The 19445-nt window shown below is 49.6% G+C and carries 9 protein-coding genes; 3 read left to right on the top strand and 6 right to left on the bottom strand.

The window, feature by feature from the left end; genetic code table 11:
• Window positions 1–11: 11 nt before the first annotated feature.
• Genes recD through recC form a run of 3 tightly spaced genes read right to left on the bottom strand, consistent with a single transcriptional unit; the run spans window position 12 to window position 8787 of the window.
• The gene (gene recD, locus ACXAFQ_RS07765) at window positions 12–1874 is read right to left on the bottom strand and encodes an exodeoxyribonuclease V subunit alpha (RefSeq protein ID WP_474819556.1); all 1863 of its coding nucleotides are present in this window, start codon (window positions 1872–1874) and stop codon (window positions 12–14) included.
• Window positions 1871–5449 (bottom strand): exodeoxyribonuclease V subunit beta, encoded by a 3579-nt coding sequence (gene recB / locus ACXAFQ_RS07760; protein ID WP_474819554.1) that lies wholly within the window; start codon window positions 5447–5449, stop codon window positions 1871–1873. The genes recD and recB overlap by 4 nt, the downstream gene beginning before the upstream one ends.
• Window positions 5446–8787 carry an exodeoxyribonuclease V subunit gamma gene (recC, locus tag ACXAFQ_RS07755; RefSeq protein ID WP_474819551.1) on the bottom strand — a complete coding sequence of 1114 codons (3342 nt, stop codon included), beginning with the start codon at window positions 8785–8787 and terminating at the stop codon, window positions 5446–5448. The genes recB and recC overlap by 4 nt, the downstream gene beginning before the upstream one ends.
• 494 nt (window positions 8788–9281) lie before the next feature.
• Between recC and ACXAFQ_RS07750 the strand changes: the two genes are divergently transcribed.
• Window positions 9282–9941 carry a dUTP diphosphatase gene (locus tag ACXAFQ_RS07750; protein ID WP_474820354.1) on the top strand — a complete coding sequence of 220 codons (660 nt, stop codon included), beginning with the start codon at window positions 9282–9284 and terminating at the stop codon, window positions 9939–9941.
• Window positions 9942–9998: 57 nt separating this feature from the next.
• Here ACXAFQ_RS07750 and ACXAFQ_RS07745 read toward each other — a convergent pair whose 3' ends face one another.
• Together ACXAFQ_RS07745 and ACXAFQ_RS07740 are read right to left on the bottom strand one after the other, a co-directional pair.
• Window positions 9999–10379, bottom strand: coding sequence for a hypothetical protein (locus ACXAFQ_RS07745; protein ID WP_474819547.1), 381 nt, complete (start codon window positions 10377–10379; stop codon window positions 9999–10001).
• Between the two features lie 122 nt (window positions 10380–10501).
• On the bottom strand, window positions 10502–12172 hold the full coding sequence (locus tag ACXAFQ_RS07740; RefSeq protein WP_474819544.1) for an AMP-binding protein: 1671 nt from the start codon (window positions 12170–12172) through the stop codon (window positions 10502–10504).
• Between the two features lie 218 nt (window positions 12173–12390).
• On the opposite strand from ACXAFQ_RS07740, the gene ACXAFQ_RS07735 reads away from it, so the two are divergent.
• Complete coding sequence (locus tag ACXAFQ_RS07735; protein ID WP_474819540.1) at window positions 12391–12843, top strand: (2Fe-2S)-binding protein; 453 nt, start codon at window positions 12391–12393, stop codon at window positions 12841–12843.
• On the top strand, window positions 12840–15092 hold the full coding sequence (locus tag ACXAFQ_RS07730; RefSeq protein WP_474819536.1) for a xanthine dehydrogenase family protein molybdopterin-binding subunit: 2253 nt from the start codon (window positions 12840–12842) through the stop codon (window positions 15090–15092). Before ACXAFQ_RS07735 ends, ACXAFQ_RS07730 begins: the two co-directional genes overlap by 4 nt.
• A 66-nt stretch (window positions 15093–15158) precedes the next feature.
• Here the strand turns inward: ACXAFQ_RS07730 and ACXAFQ_RS07725 are convergent, their stop codons facing one another.
• Window positions 15159–19223 carry an EAL domain-containing protein gene (locus ACXAFQ_RS07725; RefSeq protein ID WP_474819533.1) on the bottom strand — a complete coding sequence of 1355 codons (4065 nt, stop codon included), beginning with the start codon at window positions 19221–19223 and terminating at the stop codon, window positions 15159–15161.
• Window positions 19224–19445 lie beyond the last annotated feature (222 nt).

Genomic DNA, 19445 nt, shown 5'->3' with positions numbered 1-19445 from the left:
AAAAACCGGTGTCATGCACCGGCCCATTTCTCATCAATGCGCTCAGCTAACCCGGAATAACGCACCGCACGGGTTTGTATGACGGCACCCACCCGTTCCGGCGCAGCGAGAATGACACAGCCTTTTTTGGCCCGGGTCAATCCGGTGTAAATAAGCTCACGGGTTACCATAGACGCGGCTTTCCCCTGGGCGGGTGGTAACCACATCACCACATTGCGAAATTCAGAGCCCTGAGATTTGTGAATCGTCATGGCGTACACAGTTTGCACCGCCGGTAACCGCGAAAGGCTAACCGCCCGTAACTCGCCTTGGCCGTCGTAAAACCACGCTTTTAACTGTTGCGAATCATCTGGCCATATCACCCCGGTATCGCCATTAAAGAGGCGTTGCGTATAGTCGTTCTCCAGCACCATAATGGGACGACCGATATAATGACCATTGTTGCCTGCCGTCCGATTGGGTTGCAACACCCGCTCTATTTCCTCATTGAGCGTATTCACGCCCCCTTCACCACTGCGTACGGGCGTTAACCAGCGGCAGTGGTTCATGGCCTCAAGTGCAGATGCCGGGCTATTCGCCTGTGCCAGCGCAGCAAAGCTGTCTTTAATCAATTTGCGTAACCCGCTGCCCTGTTGAACGGGCATAAGCACAACATCCTCAAGTTCCATCAACCCGGGTACCGGTTCACTGGTTCTGGTCAGTAAATTAAGTACCTTGGCACTGTCGCCATCGCGCATGGCCACGGCAACTTCTGCCAGTTTACCACTGTAGCGTTGACTGACTTTCAACGGAAAAACCGTGGCCAGGCTGTGTTCGTCCACCGCAATGCCAGGTAAATGCGGACATAAGCGATGAACGTGTTTAGCAAGTGCGTCGGTCACTTTCAAATCATGGCTGTCGTCATCCGGCGTAAGTGCTTCAAGCACATTGCCCGACTCCACCGACGGCAATTGATTAGCATCCCCCACCAGATAAACGCTGGTACTTGCAGGTAATGCCCGAAACACGCGAGTCATTAGCGCTAAGTCCACCATAGAGGCTTCATCAATAATTAACACATCACAATGAATCAGGTTATCACTGTGGTGCTTAGGTTTTATTGAAAAAGGCCGCATGCCTAACAATCGATGTAGTGTACTTGCTTCAGTAACAATGCGTTGCTTTATACCTTCAATACTGTCACCAGAAATGGCATGTAAACTGTTACTGACGGATTCGGTCAGTCGCTGCGCGGCCTTACCCGTGGGTGCCGCCAATTTTATGGTGAGCGGTTTATCTGAAGCGGCCTGTAGCGCCAAAAGTAAGCGGGCAACGGTATAGGTTTTGCCGGTACCAGGGCCGCCGTTAATCACCGCAAAATCACGGGTGAGCGCACAGGCGGTAGCGACTTGTTGCCAGTCTTGCTCTAACGTTGGCATGGTGGGGAAAAGCTGCGGCCACACCTGGTGCAAGCGGTCATAGTCGTCATCGCTGAACGCCCGCTGGCGCGTTCGACTCACCACGCCTTCTGCCACCGTGAGCTCAAATTGCCAATATCGCGCCGTGTAAAGTTTTCCGCGGTGGTAAACCAACTGCTGCGGTTCGCCGAATTGCTCACTGAGTTCCCTGGCCGCTTTCACCAGTGTCGTCAGGTCATCAAACTGCACACCTTCACAGTTCTGTTCGGCGTCATCGAACAGTCGCTTGCCAGCAATATCGGCCAGTGACAAACAGGTATGGCCCTGACGAAGATGCCATGATAACGCGATCAATAAATAAAACGGTGTTGCGTCCGTGATTTCAGCAAACTGACAGGCAAAGTAATAATCGATGGCTTCGATATCGGCCAAATGACTCAGACGTTTATCTGACTGCGTGCGCAGCGCTGTACTCATGATAACTCCTCCACCGCTTCACCATTAAAGGCATTATCCAGCGCTTCTAGCGTTGCCATATCCACCGGTGTATAGAACACCCCTTCAGAGTGAGCATTGTCTGGATGCATCCCTCGTAGGTACAGATAGAATACGCCACCAAAATGCTGCTTGGGCTGGTAGTCCTGCAATCCGTTTTTCAGATAGCGGTGCAGCGCCAACGCGTAAAGTAAATATTGCAGGTCGTACAGGTGATGCTGATTATTGAGGGCCAACTGAGCAAACTGATAATGCGCCATGTCATTACCAAGATGGGTAGATTTATAATCGGCTACATAATACTTGCCATCGTGTTCAAAAATTAAATCTATAAAACCGTGCATCATGCCTTCCAGCATAGGACGGGATATTTTGGGCACAGGCTGCGCATTGTCGCCGTTAACCTGCTGACGATGGGCTGTTAAAATTCGGCTTAGTGCCCACCAGTTTGCCTGTTTCACGGGGAAATAAAATTCGGCTTCCCGCAAGGTATGCTCAAGCGGTAAATCATGCATACAAATCTCGGTTGCACCATTATTCAACGGCGTTGAGAGTACCTCATTCATCCAGCCACAAAGCTGCGTGTAGTCTTCGTCTGTCAGGGCAAGCCGGTTTGCCAGCGAGCGGGATTCACTCCACTCCGGTGCCGAAAAATCAGTGACTTCCAGCATATCATGAAGAAGATTACCCGCTGATGCGCCCTTCTCTAGCGTGAACCTGAACGGTAGGGTGTCGTTGACTGCGACTGTCTCGACGACCACGTCGGCGGTTTCCTCATCACGTTGAGTGTGCTTTACCGCCACCTGCTGACGGGTTAATGCGGTAAATGAATATAAGCGCCATGCGTCTTCTACCGTTCCGGTAAACTGAGACAGCTTCAGCGCTGGCGGTGCCGCATCGTGGCTTCGCTCGCCGGTCGCTTCAGGCGTGATGTGCCCAGGCAGGAAAAGGGTGTGTTCTCCCTCCTGTTCAACTTTACTGATAGCCCCATGCCAGTTAACCGCGTCAGTTAAACCCAGTGCGGTGGCAATGGATGATTTTCTCGCATTATCAAATTCGGCGATGCCTAGATAACAACGATGGGCAGCCCGGGTTATCGCCACATACAGCAAGCGCATGGCTTCCGCCTCGCCTTCTTTGCGAACCAGTGCTTCGGCTTCCTCGGAATGGCCAAGCTGCAACACCTGCTGTCGAGTGGCGGGATCGTTAAACTGATAAAAATCCATCAGGGATTTATTGGCACGGCCGGGATCTTTATAAATGCTGGCGAAAGGTATGAAGACGATGGGGTATTCCAACCCCTTAGAGCCGTGTTGGGTGATCAACTGAATGAGTCTGGCATCACTTTCCAGACGCTGAATATGCTCTTCGTTGTCACCCGCATTTTCCAGCTGACGATGCAACCAGATAAGCAATTGCTCCGGCTGTGGTGTGGCTGAAGCCTGTTTTTCCAATACTTCGGCCAGGTGCATGTAATTGGTAAGATGGCGCTCGGTGTTGTCGTCGGTTACCGCAAAGTGCTGGCGTAACAAAGTTAACACCACTGCCATACATCCCTGCTTAACCCACATGGCACGTAAGGCGGAGACTTCTGCCATGCAAGCTTCCCAGAGTACATCATCTTCGTCGTGCAGCATGGCCACCAGCTTCTCATGCTCATAGCCCAGCAGCGGACTGGCCAACGCCGCCGATAACCGGGCTAATTGCTCACTGTGCCAAATTCCATCGAGCACACGGTATAAGTCACCGGCTTCTTCTGACGCGAAAAGCGATGTCTTTGTACTGAGAAACACCGCGCCAAGATTGTTCCGCTTCAGGCTGCGTTGAACGATATCCGCCTCAGCCCCTGAACGCACCAGAATCGCGATATCAGCAGGCTCTACCGGTTTTCCGTTGAACCTGGCATCACTGAGTAAACGCAAAATTTCGTCGCTCATCCAGTCGGCTAACTTGCGACTAAGATACGGTTTGGTGGTGGGCTCGCCTTCTTCCTGCTCCAGCACCACGTAATTCATGGCACGTCGTTCTGCAGGATCTTCAAACACCTCTTTTGCCGCTTTTGCATGGGGCGTTGAATTGACTTTCTCGTAGCGAATGCCGTAGCCGAACACATCTTCAGGTGCTTCATCCAGCGGCGCCCCATGAAATACCCGATTGTAAGCGGTGACCATATTCGCGGTTGAACGCCAGTTAGTATCCATCACCCAACGATAATCGGCACCTTCACCCGCTTGCAGGTAGGTAAAGATGTCGCCCCCGCGAAAGCCGTAAATTGCCTGCTTAGGATCGCCAATCATCATCAGCGTAAGTGCATCGCTCGACCGGGGATACACCGCGGATAATACTCGGTACTGACATGCATCGGTGTCCTGAAATTCGTCCACCAGCGCAACAGGATAAAGCTGTCTGAGTACAGTGCGCAGCGTGCTGTCTTCACTGTCGAGTTTATCGGCCAGTAAACGAATGAGATCATCGAAGTCGACAATGCCCAGCTTGCGCTTCGCTTCGGCAACATGACGCCGAATGTACCCAAACCCATCGGCTATGAGCGTATGGATAGGCAGTAGTGTTTCGTTTTTTTCTTTCAGCGCGTCGACTTTTTTCAGTTCATCGCTTAAGCCGGTTACAAACGTTTTGACCGCCACCAGCACGGGTTTCGCGGTGGCATCTTTCATATAACCACGGCTACCATTTAAGGCATCAGTGACTGACTTTTCCGCAACCAGTAATTCCCCCTGAGAGAGGTACGCCATCATCGCCTGCCACTCTTCGCGCCACAGCGCTTCATTTTTATGGCCAGCGATTTTACCCATCACTATCGGTTCCACCTCTTGTGCTGCCTGGAGGTGATGGGGAAAACCAGGCAGAAACTGATGTCGCAGCAGTGTGACGGCACTCTCGTAATTTTCTGCTATCGATGCCGCATCGGCAAATTGCGGCGTGAGATCGCCCCGTAGTGGTTTACCAAAAGCACCAATAAAGTTGCCAGGAACATGCCAGCGTTTTTCAGTCAGTAATGCGTATTTTTCCGGTTCGGCCACCAGCGTTCTTATCCAGTCCGCGGCAGCTTGCTCCCACAATTCGCTGGTATCGGTTTCCAGCGACAACGACATGGGAGAACCACTGGCAAATGCCTGCTGAGACAAGACATGGTTACAAAAGCCGTGAATGGTAAACACTGACGCTTCGTCGAGCTCTAGCATGGCGGCTTCAAGTATTTGTAATCCTTCTTCGGCGGGCGCAACGCGGTAAAGGCCGCTAAAAAACGCATCAACATCGTCGAGGGCTGACGGGTCGACACTGACTTTGTGCCACAACTTCACAGCATCCCGTAATGTCTCACCAATACGGCCACGGATCTCCTCTGTCGCCGCTTTCGTAAATGTCATTACCAGGATTTGTTGAATAGTGAGTTTTTTCTCTAGCAAAAGGCGCAAATAAATTCGGGTAATGTTGAATGTTTTGCCGGTGCCCGCGCTGGCCTCAATTAAATGTCGACCTCGCAGTGGCATGGCGGCCACGTCCAGTGTCTGAAACGCCTGATTCATATCACTCATAGGGCTTCTCCTTTGCTACCTAGACGTAGCGGCACATAAAAGTCGAGAACCAGTCCTAAATCGCACTGAGACTGCTGGATCCCTAGCGGGAAAAACCAACGGCTGTAGGGGTCTTCGCTGATGCTTTTACGGAATTCACTGCCGTTGTCGAGTACGGCATCCCAGGCCATTACGCCTCGGGCACTCATCAGCCACTCGTCAAAGCCAATTTCGGGTACTTTGCACTGCCGACCAGATGGCCCGCCGGTGTATTTCTGCGCAAGCCCAGCGCCGATATCAGCGAAGTCAGGTGCCGGGCTTTGCAAAATTTTCAGGTAAGCCGACATCATCATGTCTAGCCTTCTTTTCGCTAACTCTGCCGGTACAGGCTGGTAGACTTGTTTGTAAATCTTGGCTTCACCTTTCTCTCGCTTAATGAAATGAACGTTTAACGGTAGTGCGTTGCCATTGGCGTTAAAACACAACAGGGTGAGATACTGCTCGACACTGCGTTTGGTATTCTGACTACCGTAATGCAACATCTGTAAACCATCACCGCCCTGCCAGGCTCTCGCTTCGATGATGTGTTGCTGACTTTCTACCTGCATCACATTTTGCTCTACTACATGCACGCCGAGACTCTGAAATAACGCAGATGCTTCCTGCAGCCAATCGTCAAGCAAGCCCGGAGTAAGCGGCGTATCAGGAAAATCCCCACTGTGTTGCAGAACGCGGGCGATCTCGGTTTTGTCTTGTTGTTTAAAATCGGCTTCGACAAAGGCGCGAATACTGTTGAATCGGAGCAAGCTGTTCTCTTCGAACGGCTCATCATCGTTCAATAGTGGTGACGATTCTTCCAGGTAAACGCCCAGTCGTTTGTTAGCAAAGGTTTTTAGCGGGTTATCGAATGCACGAGCCAGCTCATCAACATTCAAATTGTCTGTACGTTCTGGTGTGGCTGTGGCGCTGAATGCGCCTTGTGTGAGCACTTGTTTGTTTTGTAACGCACTTGCCAGACGGAACCAGCCGCTTTCGAACCCAGGCGATTCGCCAGTGAAGTTAGCGGGACTAAAAGGATGCAGCGGTAACTGCTTTATGTTCTGATGCGTAAATCCATACCCTTGTGCTAGTAGCGCCAGCAACTCTGCCAGTACCAACGAGGGTTGTCGCTCGGTATTATCTTTGCCCCGCCTTCCCTGATAACTCAGATACAAATAGTCACGGGCGGAAATTAACGCTTCGAGAAACAAATAGCGATCTTCTAATCGACGCGAGCGGTCGCCCTGCTTGCGTGGTCCCCGAGACATCAAATCAATGCTTAAAGGGTTCGATTGACGAGGGAACTCACCGTCATTGAGGCCCAGAATACAGACTGTTTTGAACGGGATACTTCGCATGGGTAACATGGAGCAAAAAGTCACCTGACCGGTAAGAAAATGGTTCGCGGCATCGGGCGTTGTGAACTTTTTCACTAACACAGTGCGGATTTGCAACAGCGTTAATGTGTCGTCAAAGCTCGCTTGCTCACAATGGGTCACCAAATCCGCGGTGGCGCGACTTAGCGCCTCCCAGCTGTACATATCGTCGTTTGAGACTTCAAAGCACGTTTGCTTCATCTCTTCCAGGTACTGATGCCATTCTTGCGCGGTGCGAGGATGCGCCAATTCCTGGGCAAATCCCTGAAGCTGCTCTAATAACTGAATGAGCTTCCCAAGCAATACACTGTACTGACCTTCTACTTCTGGCACCGTGAGCAGGTCGTTCACAAACTGTGGCGAATCTGCCATGGTCATACCAAGGAGCAACCGCTTTAACCCCCACGCCCAACTGAACGTTTCACTCACCTCGGCATTTAACAGCCGGGATTTATGGGTTTTGTCCCGCCCCCAGTGCACATGCGCCTGGTGTAACCACTGACTCATCAATTCAATATCATCGCCATTCAGGCGGAATTTGCGCTGTACGGGTTCCAAGCGCAGGTAATCGATGATCTGACTCACCTCGAAGCGACTATCGGGCAGCGACAACAATTGCATGAATGCAGCGATCATGGGTTCGGCGTCAAGTGGCGCCCTGTCAGCTATGGAGCAGGGAATGCGGGGAGGCGCCTGATCATGGGATTCCGGCGCACCAACGCGATGAAAAACGGCTTCGATAAAAGGCGCATACTCTTCAATGGCAGGACACATCACCACCACATCGGAGGGCTTCAAGACGTCGCTGGTATCGTCGCCTGCCTGCATTAATCCCAACAGGTAATCGTGCAACGCTTCTACTTCGCGCAACGTGGTGTGCGCACTACACACTGAAACACTGGTATCGGCCGTGTCGTATTGAAAACCGCCATCTGGAGCAATGGCGTTGAAAATATCCTGCTGCAGCGCATGCAACAGGCTTTGCTGTACATCGCCCTCGCCTGGCGCGTCGAGTTCGAACGCACTGACTTCGTAACTCTCCAGCGGTGTAAGCAAATTAAAAAGGTCCCGCCCCTGCTGCCCTAAGTTTCCAAGCAGGGGATTATCCTGACGGCTTTCCTGCCATTGCGTCAGCCCTTCCTCCCGCAACAGCCTGGCTTGCTCTTTGTTGCTTTTTACATCGCCCCAGTAGTTTACGCTGGGGTTCAGGTGGAATACATGAATGTCGATATGACGACCCAATGCATCAAGAAACTGAATAAGCTGTGGCGCCATGGTATTAATTGCGAACACAATAATGTTATCCGGTAACGTGTTGACGGCTTTACCGTTACACAATGCTTCTACTGCATCGGCATGCAAGCGTGCGGGATGATCCGCTTCTTCGGCCACCAGCAAGCGCCAAATAGACGCCTGCCATGCTTCATCGTCAGAGCCCGTTTCTGCAAACTCGCCATTTTCCCAAGCGAATAGCCACTGCGGACGAAACAGCAAATACTGCTCGTAGACGTCTGCTAGTGCGGTAGCCAGTTGCAAACGTTGCAGACTGGCTTCATCTTCATTGTCGATATCTTGCCAGTAGCGGTTAACTGTTTTCGCCTCAGCGCTGGCAGAGAACGCATCGCTACGGATAATGGCATCTATACGCCACACTAACACTTCCCGACGATAGGCTGACTGTTTGGGCACCCTGTGTTCACCCAAGATCTGACGTGCGGTATCCCACATGAACCTGACCGGTAATGGAAACGATAAATTCATCGCCACGGTATGTTCTTCTGCCAGGGCCATATTCAGCCAGTGCTGCATGCCCGGGCTTTCAACCAAAATCGTCTGTGGCCTGAACAAGGATACCGGGCCATCACCAATACCCTGATGCTTTAATAACGAGGAAAGAAGGTAACTAAGGTGCTCGAGTTTATTGGAGGGGTAAAGGGCTAACAAACATCACCTATATCAACACGTTTTTTGTCATGTTACGGGATAAAACGGTTGTCGACCAGTGGCAGAAATAGACAAAAGTTGAATGAAGAAATGATTGGCGAAAAAATGGGCTTAGGATAGAATAGCGGACAGAAAAAAACCCATACAGACCTCAGGACACGAAAAATCTGTATGGGCAAGGTTACGGGCTTGCTCATGACAACCGAATCACGGCGTTGCCTGGCACCGGATAAGGTTAGCGCCAAGAACAAGCGCAGATAACACAAATTATAAAGGCACTATGCGTGCCAAAAATAAAAACCCCATAAAGTCAAAAGCTTAGATGTTAGTGATGCTTCTGCCAAGGCATCCCAGTATTTAGTTTTGGTGCGTTTGCACCAAATAAATGCATTACCATCTCCTACTTCAGCGCATTGCAAGCGTGCCGCTATGCTTTTCTGTCTGCATCAGTTCCGTTACAATTCCTGCTTCTGAATTACATTGTGAACACGACCATGCTAAGCCAACAACAACTTGCCACCATGCTTTCTCTGCAAAATAAAATGAACACTAAAGTGAATCCGCAGTGGCTCACCGCCGGATACGGTTATTTGCGTGCAGCAATGGTGGAATCAATGGAAGCTATTGAGCATCACGGCTGGAAATGGTGGAAGGCACAGGAAAAAGATTTGCCGCAGTTACAAATGGAATTGGTGGATATCTGGCACTTTGCCCTTTCAGCTAGCATTATCGATTATCAAGGTGACGTGTTGGCAACGGCCAATGCCTTGTCAGCGCAATTGGCGCAAGCATCTGCGCATGTGCAGTTTGATGGCCAGGATTACGAACCAGAACACCTTCCACTTCTGGACAATCTGGAGCTGATGGCTGGACTGTGTGCAGCCAAACGATTTAGCGTACCGCTGTTCATGCACATTGTCGGTCAGTGTGAAATGACAAGTGATGAACTATTCCGCCAGTACGTTGGGAAAAATATTCTCAACTTCTTTCGCCAGGACAATGGCTACAAAGCAGGCACCTACATCAAGGTATGGAATGGCCGCGAAGACAATGAACATCTGGTAGAGGTTTTAGCCGCACTCGACAGTAACCACGCTGATTATAGTGACCAGGTTTACGCCGGGCTCACGGCACGCTATCCGCAACAAGCATAGTAACCCTAAGAAAAACGGGCTTATAAAGCCCGTTTTTTGTCAACATCGATAAGATAATTACTCTACCAAACCCGCTTCTTTCGCCATGCTTTCCATTTCCTTGCAGGAAGCCGGCGTAGTACCAGATTCAAAGTCACTACACGGCACACTTTGCATTTCGGTCAAACACTGCGTGCCTTTCTCAATTAAGTCATCGTGCTCAGTGAATTTTTCCTCAAACATCTGAGGTACATACTGCGCGCACATTTGCGAAGACATATTGTCGACCATTTTTTGCATTTGCGGTGGCACATTACCGCCCATTTCCTTTTCCATTTTTTCGCTTATGCACATTTTCATTTTGTCGCAGAAACCTGCTGCCGCAGCTTTATATTCTTCAACACCCGCAATGGCATTAAATGCCAGAAATAACGTAGTAACAACCAGAAGTTTTTTCATACCTCTTTCCCTGTAAGTGGTTCGCTAGATGATGCGTTCTAATCTTTGGTACCGCTTTACTTAGCCCAGCATAGCTGTTCAAGGTATCTGAACAAAAAACAACCTTCAATAATACTTAACTATTATTTTACCCAAACGATAGAATCGGTATAGCTACCCATAATCACATCCCGGAATTTGTCTTCGAGAATATGGCGCTTCACTTTCAGTGTGGGCGTAAGTAAGCCATTCTCTATAGTCCATTCCTCTGGCATCACTACAATGCGGTCGAGTTTCTGGTGGCTCTCAAGGGTGCTATTAAGGGCGGTGAGCGTACTTTGCAGGCGGGTTTCCTGCGTAAGTTTCGGCTGTAACGCGCCTTTTTCACCCAGCACAACCAACGCAATGGGTTGTGGCAACCCGGTACCCACCACACACACCTGCTCGACAAGATCATTTTCCATGATCCTGGCTTCGATGGGCGCAGGCGTAACATATTTGCCCTTTTCCGTTTTAAAGATATCCTTCAGTCGCCCGGTAATGCGCACAAAGCCGTCATTATCTATGGCGCCTTTGTCACCGGTTTTAAGGAAGCCATCCGGGGTAAGCACTTCTGCCGTTTTTACCGGGTCCAGGTAATACTCCACCATGTTGCAGGGCGACTTCACTTGAATTTCACCGTCTTCGCCAATACGGATATTCACACCACGGTAAGCAGAACCGATACACCCAATTTTGTCACTTCTGAATGGGACGCAAGCAGTGCCGTAAGCGCTGTTCTCTGTCATGCCCCACCCTTCGCTGATAGGAATACCAATTTTGTTAAACCATGAGATGATCGCGGGTGCAAGAGGCGCTGATCCACTGGCAAATAACCGGGCCTGCGACAATCCAAGCCCCTGCTGAATCTTGTTTTTTACCATGCCGCTTATAAACGGAATTTTCAGCAACAACGACAATTTTTTCTGTGGCATTTTCGCCAGAATGCCTTGTTGGAACTTTGTCCACAAGCGAGGTACAGAAATAAATAACGTTGGCTGACAATGCACCACATCACGTTGGAACGTTTCGAGAGATTCCACAAAATAAATTTTGCCACCAGAATAGAAGCTCGCCAGCTCCACCAGTACTCGCTCAGTAATATGCGCCAACGGCAAATAACTCATCATTCGGTCGCTGGCACAAAATGTGAGTGCTTCCAACGAATTGGCTGCCGCCCAACACACCGACCTGAAGCTATGCACCACCCCCTTGGGTTCACCCGTACTGCCTGAGGTATAAATAATGGTCATCACATCGTCCAGACCGCGGTCTGGCGAATCTGTCATAGGCGCACAGTCGATGAATTCCTCCCACTGTTGCCCTGCTGGGATATCAGGGTATGGAAACGCCACCGTGGGAAGCTTTTCAGGGATCGTCGGATGCTGCAAGACAGGCTTATCAAGCTTGCCTACAAACAACAATTTGATGTCGGCATGACGGATAACAAAATTGAGTGTCTCACCGCCGGCGGAAGCAAAAATTGGCACGGAGATATGCCCTGCCATCATGATGCCCAAATCGGTGATAAACCACTCAACACAATTCTTTGCAAAGATCCCAATGCGGGAGCCCGCTGGAAGGGATAAGTCATCTAACCGCGTTGCGACACGACGGGCTAGGTCCATAATGCGAGAAAAGGAATAAGACTGGTAAAGCGCGTCTACCGGCTGCACCAAATACGTTTCGTTAGGGCGTTCACGCTCCCAACGATACATCATGGCAAGTGGCGTCAGTAAAACTTGTTGATCGTCAGCAATGAAATCAGCACACATAGGCAGTACATCCGTTTTTATAGGTATTGTGTCGACAGGTTAACATCAAACTTACAAAGCAGTGATAAAAATAGTGAGTGCATTCAACAGCACCTTAATTAATTATAGAACAATACACCACGCTTACCTGACTAACTTGCTACGCTTTTAGTCAGCAATCAGGCAACTATGCCTATCCTGGGAACACACCGGCGAAGGCATTCAGACAAGGCAAGACTATGCAAATCACCATCAATGGCAAGCAACATGATTACGACGGCGATCCCGCAATGCCGTTACTCTGGTTTATCCGTGACGACCTGAAAATGAAAGGGACTAAATACGGTTGTGGTATGGCACTATGCGGTGCCTGTACGGTGCATGTGGAAGGCAATGCTGTTCGTGCCTGCCAGTTCCCCATGTCTGGGGCTGCCGGTAAATCTGTCACCACCATTGAAGGGCTGGATAAAGACCACGCTCACCCGCTGCAAATCGCTTGGGCAGAAGAAAACGTGCCGCAATGTGGCTACTGCCAAAGCGGGCAGATCATGCAAGCCGCATCCTTGCTGTCTGCGAACCCGTCTCCTAGCGATGAAGATATTGAGCGTGGCATGTCAGGCAATATTTGCCGTTGCGGCACCTACCCTCGCATTCGCTGTGCAATTAAGAAAGTTGCGGAGGCCGGAAAATGAGTATGCCTGAAATCATGAGCCGTCGGGATTTTCTTAAGAAGACCACAGCCACAGCTGGACTTACGCTGTCAGTGTCGATGTTGTCTGCCCAGCACGCGTTTGCGGCACAAAGCGCAGCTAGCGAAGCACTCGCGCCTAATGTATTTATCAATATTGCAGAAGATGGCATCGTGAACATCACCTGCCATCGCTCTGAAATGGGCCAGCAAATTCGCACCGCCATTGCACAGATTATTGCAGACGAGCTGGACGCTGACTGGGATAAAATCAATGTAATTCAGGCCCTCGGCGACCCTAAATATGGCGATCAGAACACCGATGGTTCCCGCAGTATTCGTCGTAACTTGGATCGTTTACAGCTTGCCAGTGCGACAGCCGCAACGATGTTAAAACAAGCTGCCGCCAAAGGCTGGGGAGTTGAAGCTGCCAGCTGTCATTGCGAGAACCATCAGGTCGTGCATACCCCGAGTGGCCGTAAAACCGACTTCGCCACACTGGTTGCGGTTGCCGCTTCTTTGCCGGTACCGGAAGAAGCGACGGTGACGGTAAAGGAAAAGTCGAAATATAAATATGTGGGTAAACCGGTTGCCAGTATTGACCTTCCCGCTGTTGTTAGCGGTAACACCACCTATGGCCAAGATGTGGAACTCGATGGCATGTTGGTCGCTGTCATTGTACGCCCACCTGTTATGTTTACATCGCCAAAATCGGTCGATGACACTAAAGCCAAGCAAGTTAAAGGGGTGAAACATATTATTACTCTGCCGGCAGCGAAAGCACCGGCAGTGTTTAATCCGTTAGGCGGTGTAGCGGTAATTGCCGAGTCTACCTGGGCTGCCATGCAAGGCGCGAATGCGCTGGACATTGAATGGACATCAAACGAACACAGCAATTACAACCATGAAGTCGAGAAAGCCGCACTGATCGCGTCGGCTCAAAAAGGCGGAGAAGTTGTTCGCAGCAAAGGCGATGCGAAAAAAGCCCTGTCTGAAGCTGAAACCTTAATGGAAGCCACTTACTTTGTACCCATGCTGGCTCAAGCTCCCATGGAACCGCCTGCTGCCACCGCCGTAGTGAATGGCGATAAAGTAGAAATATGGGCATGTACTCAGCATCCTCAAGCAGCTCGAAGCAATGTGGCCGGCGCCCTTGGCATTGCCGAAGAAAATGTAACCGTGAATGTAACGTTACTCGGTGGTGGCTTTGGTCGTAAGTCGAAGCCAGATTATGTGGCAGAGGCCGCGATTCTGGCCAAACAGGTTGGCGCCCCAGTGAAACTTATTTGGCGGCGCGAGGACGATATTCAGCATGGCTACTACCACGCTGTGAGTGCTCAGCATATTAAGGCCGTACAAGATGAAAATGGAAACACCACTACCTGGCATCATTGCACAGCGTTTCCTTCTATTTCCAGCACCTTTGCCCCCGGCGTAGATATGCCTAGCGGTGGCGAGCTAGACCTCGGCTTTATCGACAACCCGTTTAACGTAGCCAACATGCAACTGGAAAAAGGCAAAGCGGTAAACCATGTGCGCATTGGTTGGTTGCGGAGTGTGTGCAACGTTTTCCATGCCTTCGCCATCCAGAGTTTTGCTGATGAACTTGCCCATGCGGCAGGCAAAGACAGCAAGGATCACTTGTTACAACTCATTGGCCCAGGACGCATAATCGACCTTACAGCGGAAAAGGCAGAACCCGGTAACTATGGAGAATCCTTAGAGAAATATCCGGTAGACACCACTCGCTTAATTAACGTTATTGAGCGTGTAACGAAAATGGCGAAATGGGATGACCGTAAAAAAGAGGGACGTTTTCTCGGTTTAGCGGCCCACCGTTCTTTCGTTAGCTATACGGCCACTGTGGTTGAAGTGGTTGTGAACGAAGACGGCACCTGGTCGATTCCAAAAACTTATATCAGTATCGACCCAGGCACGATTGTTAACCCCGAGCACGTGAGAGCACAGTGTGAAGGCGGTTCCATTTTCGGTCTTAGCTGTGCCATGGGACAAATCACGGCAACCGATGGCGCCGTAGAACAGTCTAATTTTCATAATTACACCGTGGCGCGTATGCAACATGCGCCGAAAGAAATTGAAGTGGATATTGTTGAAAGTGATGCGCCACCAGCGGGTGTTGGTGAACCGCCCACGCCACCATTCGCACCAGCACTGGCAAATGCGCTTTTTGCTGCCACTGGCCAGCGAATTCGTGAACTGCCAATTCCAATGCGGCTGACGAAAAACAGCTAACGTAACTTGTCACAAAAAAACCCGGCTTACTTAATGTACGCCGGGCTTTTTAATGCTCTGGGCTTGTTACCATTGTCTCATTAACAAAGACGGTATCATCACAGCATCGACAGGGCGGGAATAATAGTAACCCTGATGCAACAAACACCCTTTATCTAGTAAATACTCAACCTGCTCACGATTTTCCACGCCTTCAGCAACACACCCCATGTTCAGACTTGTCGCCATGTTGATGGTGGCTACCACGAGCGTATCGCCGTCGCTTCCCATTTGAATATCGTCAACAAAGCTCTTATCTATTTTTAGCACCTGCAACGGGAATTTTTTCAAATAACTCAAAGAAGAGTAGCCCGTTCCAAAGTCATCCAGCGCAAGCACAAAGCCAGCTTCAATAAAGCGGTTAACCTGACGCAGCGCACCTTCGGCGTCATCCATCAAGATACCTTCGGTGAGCTCAAACCGTAACGCTTTACTGGGTAACCCAGCCTTTTCCAGCATGTCGACCACGCCATCCACATCAAAGTCAGTCTTAAAGTGCAGCGCTGACAAATTTATCGCCACGTAACCGTCGAATCCATCGGCATACCAGTCACGTAAATCGCTAATAGCACGTTTCATCGCCATGCGGGTTACGTCGATGATGTACCTGAGTTCTTCGAGCACAGGGATGAATTCCGACGGATAAAGGGGAGGATCAGACAGCGAGCATCGTAATAACAGCTCTACACCCACCGTTTTACCCGTTTTTGCGTTTACAATGGGCTGATACTGATTGTAGAAACCGTCTTCCTGATAAGCCTTTTTAACGCGATTTTCCAAAACGAGACGCTCTCTCACCCGGGCGTTCATCTCTTCAGTGAAATAACTGAAGCCCGTCAAGGCATCTTTTTTCGCTGAGTACATGGCGACATCAGCATGTTTTAGCAATTCGGCTGGCTCTCGGGCATCATTAGGATAAAAGGATATGCCCACACTGGCAGAAACCCGCACGATTTCATCACCCAATGCGATAGGTGTTTCCACCGATTCGATCAATTGTCTGACAAACGCGCCAACAGCAACTTTGTCACTGACATTTTCCATCACGATGACGAATTCATCTCCGCCTAACCGAGCCACAGTGTCGGTTTCACTGGAAAGGTTCAGCATGCGATTCGCCACCACGCGCAAAAGCTTGTCGCCGTAATCGTGACCCAGTGAATCGTTAATCCCCTTAAACCGATCTAAGTCGACAAATAAGATACCGACTTCCTGGCGCTGCTTCCCTGCACGCTCAATCGCCTCTTCGAGCTTTTCGAGTAATAGCGTTCGATTCACCAGTCCGGTGAGGCCATCGTAGTTAGCAATTTTAATCAGTTTGCGCTCTGCATTTTTTTGCTCGGTAATATCTGACATGATGATCAGATAGTGGTCCACATGGCTACTTTGACCATCAGCGAAACCGGTTACCGAGACTTCGACAAGCACGTCGTAATGCCGCCCATCAGCGCCGGTAAGCCTTTCTTCGCTTTTCCAGAACTCGCCCGCATTCAGTGAGGTGACCTTCTCTTTTAACTTATCCCCCAAGCGCGGTGAGTTTTCGAACATACGACCAAGTTGACGCTCAAGACCTTTATTTCGCTCGATACCAAACGCCGCGCAACAGGAAGGATTCACAGCCACGGGCACGAAAAGATTGTCGAAAATCATTACCCAATCGCGGGTATGTTGAAATGCGTCGCCAAAGAGCTTTACCTGGTGCTGAACATCTTGCAAACGTCGCAACTGGCGCTGCCGGTGAAACAGGTAGGCACCGAGTAACACCAAAATAAAACAAGTATAAACACCAAAGGCAACCGGTGACCTTAGTGGCGGGTATGGCAAACTAAAAGACAATGACGCGGGAAGCAGCAACATATCGGTATTCTGCTTAAGCGGGGCGACTTCGAAATGGTATTCACCCGGTGCGAGGAAGGCAAAGTTCACACTGCCATTTTCGGTAATCGATTCGTTGACCACCGTATTACCTCTCACCAGTTTATAGCGAAATTTTGTGTCTGACATGTAGCTAGACGAAAGTGCAGAAAATTGTATGGTTAACCCAAAATCACTGTGTTCAAAATTGATGTGCTCACCGCTGAAATTACGCAGCGGCTGGGTAATGGTGCGGGAGTCGAGTGAAACACCACTGATCACCATTTTTCTGATATTTGTCGTTTTCGTGGTTGTTTCTGCGCTTAACTTCGCTGGATCGAAGAGGATAAAACCGGTTGTAGAGCCCAGTGCTATGCGGCCGTCGCGCAATCGAATGCCGGCACCTTCGTTAAATTCTGACACCCTCACCTGTTCGCCGTAGCGGAAACGGTCCAAGGTATCACTTAGCGGCTGATAGCGAGCAAAATAGCCATGGGATGCGAACCAGATATCACCGGCATCGTCGGCAAGAAGGCTGTAAACAATATCGGAGTAGAGTTTATTTTTCGAGGATAACGCCTGTTTAACCTTAAAGGTTTTAGCATCGAGCCCTATTAAACCTTTATTGAGAAACCCCAACCACAACATGCCATGGGTGTCGACAACATAGGTAGACACAAAATTGCGTGCTTTCTGCATATCGTCAGACAGTGCGTACACCGTTTCAACGGTCAGCGTATGCGTATCGAGTTGATAGATCCCATCGTTTAACGACAGCAATAATTTTCCAGGATACCCCCCACTTTCATCCAGAAACATGCCACCGTGCAGCGCGGATAATCCCTCTTCTTCAAGGGGAATTTCTTCAACGCGTTTTGTCGCAGGATCATAACGATAGAAGCCATGGGTCAGAAAATAAATCCGCCCTTGTTTGTCTCTGGCGCTACCAAAACACCAATCACTGAACACCTTTTCTGCAAGCGGCGTGGTGAGCGGCATGTCTGTTAATTCGCCTGTATCTATAGAAAATTGTTTCAGGCTATTATTAATTTCGAGAATAAGTTTATTGGGGCCAGCGGGATGAATATCATTGATTGACTGCCTGGGAGATAAATAATCATCTTCATCAACCTGAAGAAAATGCTGGCTTTGGTGTGTTTTCAGGTTAAATCGCGAAAGACCGTTTTCGGTTCCTACCCACAAATCATCCCCGAGTTCCAAAAACGACCAGACAATATTGCTGGCAAGCACAGGCTTGCTATCACGGATGGTGTTTTGAAATGTCTCGATACTGAGTGGTTTAGCATACCAGAACAATAAGCCACCAAAGTTACTGCCTAGCCAAAGGTTACCTAACTCATCGGGCAAAATAGCATGAATCGTTTTATCGGCCAGTTCTAATGACCCGGAGACCGGATTGAGAATATGTTCTGATTGCCATTCGTTTTCGACTTTTTCGAGCCTGTGCAGCCCTCGGTCTGTACCCAACCAGAATTCGCCATGGATCCCTGGCACCACTGTCCAGATATTGCGGTTGTTCAATACCCGCTGGGTGTTTACATTAATTTCATCGTCAGTTGCCGTCAAAAAATCATCGACATCGATGCTGAATAATCCCCCCACGGTACCCACAAATAACTTATCTGCCGCGTATTGATACAGTACTTTGGCATTTTGCGTGGCCCGTGTTTGCGTTTGCTCATTCAGGTAATGAAGTTGCTTTACTGTTTTACCGTTGTCGTGTAAAGAAATCACATACAACCGCGACGTGGTCGCAACGAAAAGCTGGTTGCCAATACTCTTGATATCTCTGATGGCTTCGTTAGCCGATAGCTCTTGTTCACTTAGGCGGAAAATATCAGTCGATGTTTGTTTGTCTGGTGAATAGCGAATCACCACTTGATCTAAAGCGATGCCCATATCGCCGTTTGCCAAGTATTCAAAGGCATCTGCACTCTGCACCCAGTCGGGCTCTAGAAAATCTGCGACTTTCAGTACTTTCTGATAAGTATCGGTTTTAAGATCAATGTAGAAAACGCCTTGATTGTCGGTAGAAATCCATAATCGATTCATGTCATCGACAAACAGGTTACTGATCAAATTATTCACGAAAGCGCCTTCCGGGCCCTCTACAGTCACGAACCGATAACCATCCCAGCGACTCAACCCCCCTTCAGTGGCTACCCAAATGAACCCACCCTGATCACGCACGATATCGCGGACACTATCTTGGGCCAAACCTTGTGCGCTACTCCAATGTCTCAGCGCCGGGTCTTTAATAACCGGAACAGCATTTACTGATGTGGTAACTAAACACAGTTGCAGAAAGGAGAACAAACAGATTAAGTGTAGTTTTGCAGGTAGAGAGGAATGCCAGAGATTTTTCATTGTTATCAATAAGCGTCGCAGAACTTCAGAATGTCATCTGATTAAATTAATTCAGCTCTTTTGTTAACGCTG

The organism is Alteromonas sp. ABH2_165 (assembly GCF_056159945.1).
This window is presented reverse-complemented; position numbering and strand designations above follow the sequence as displayed.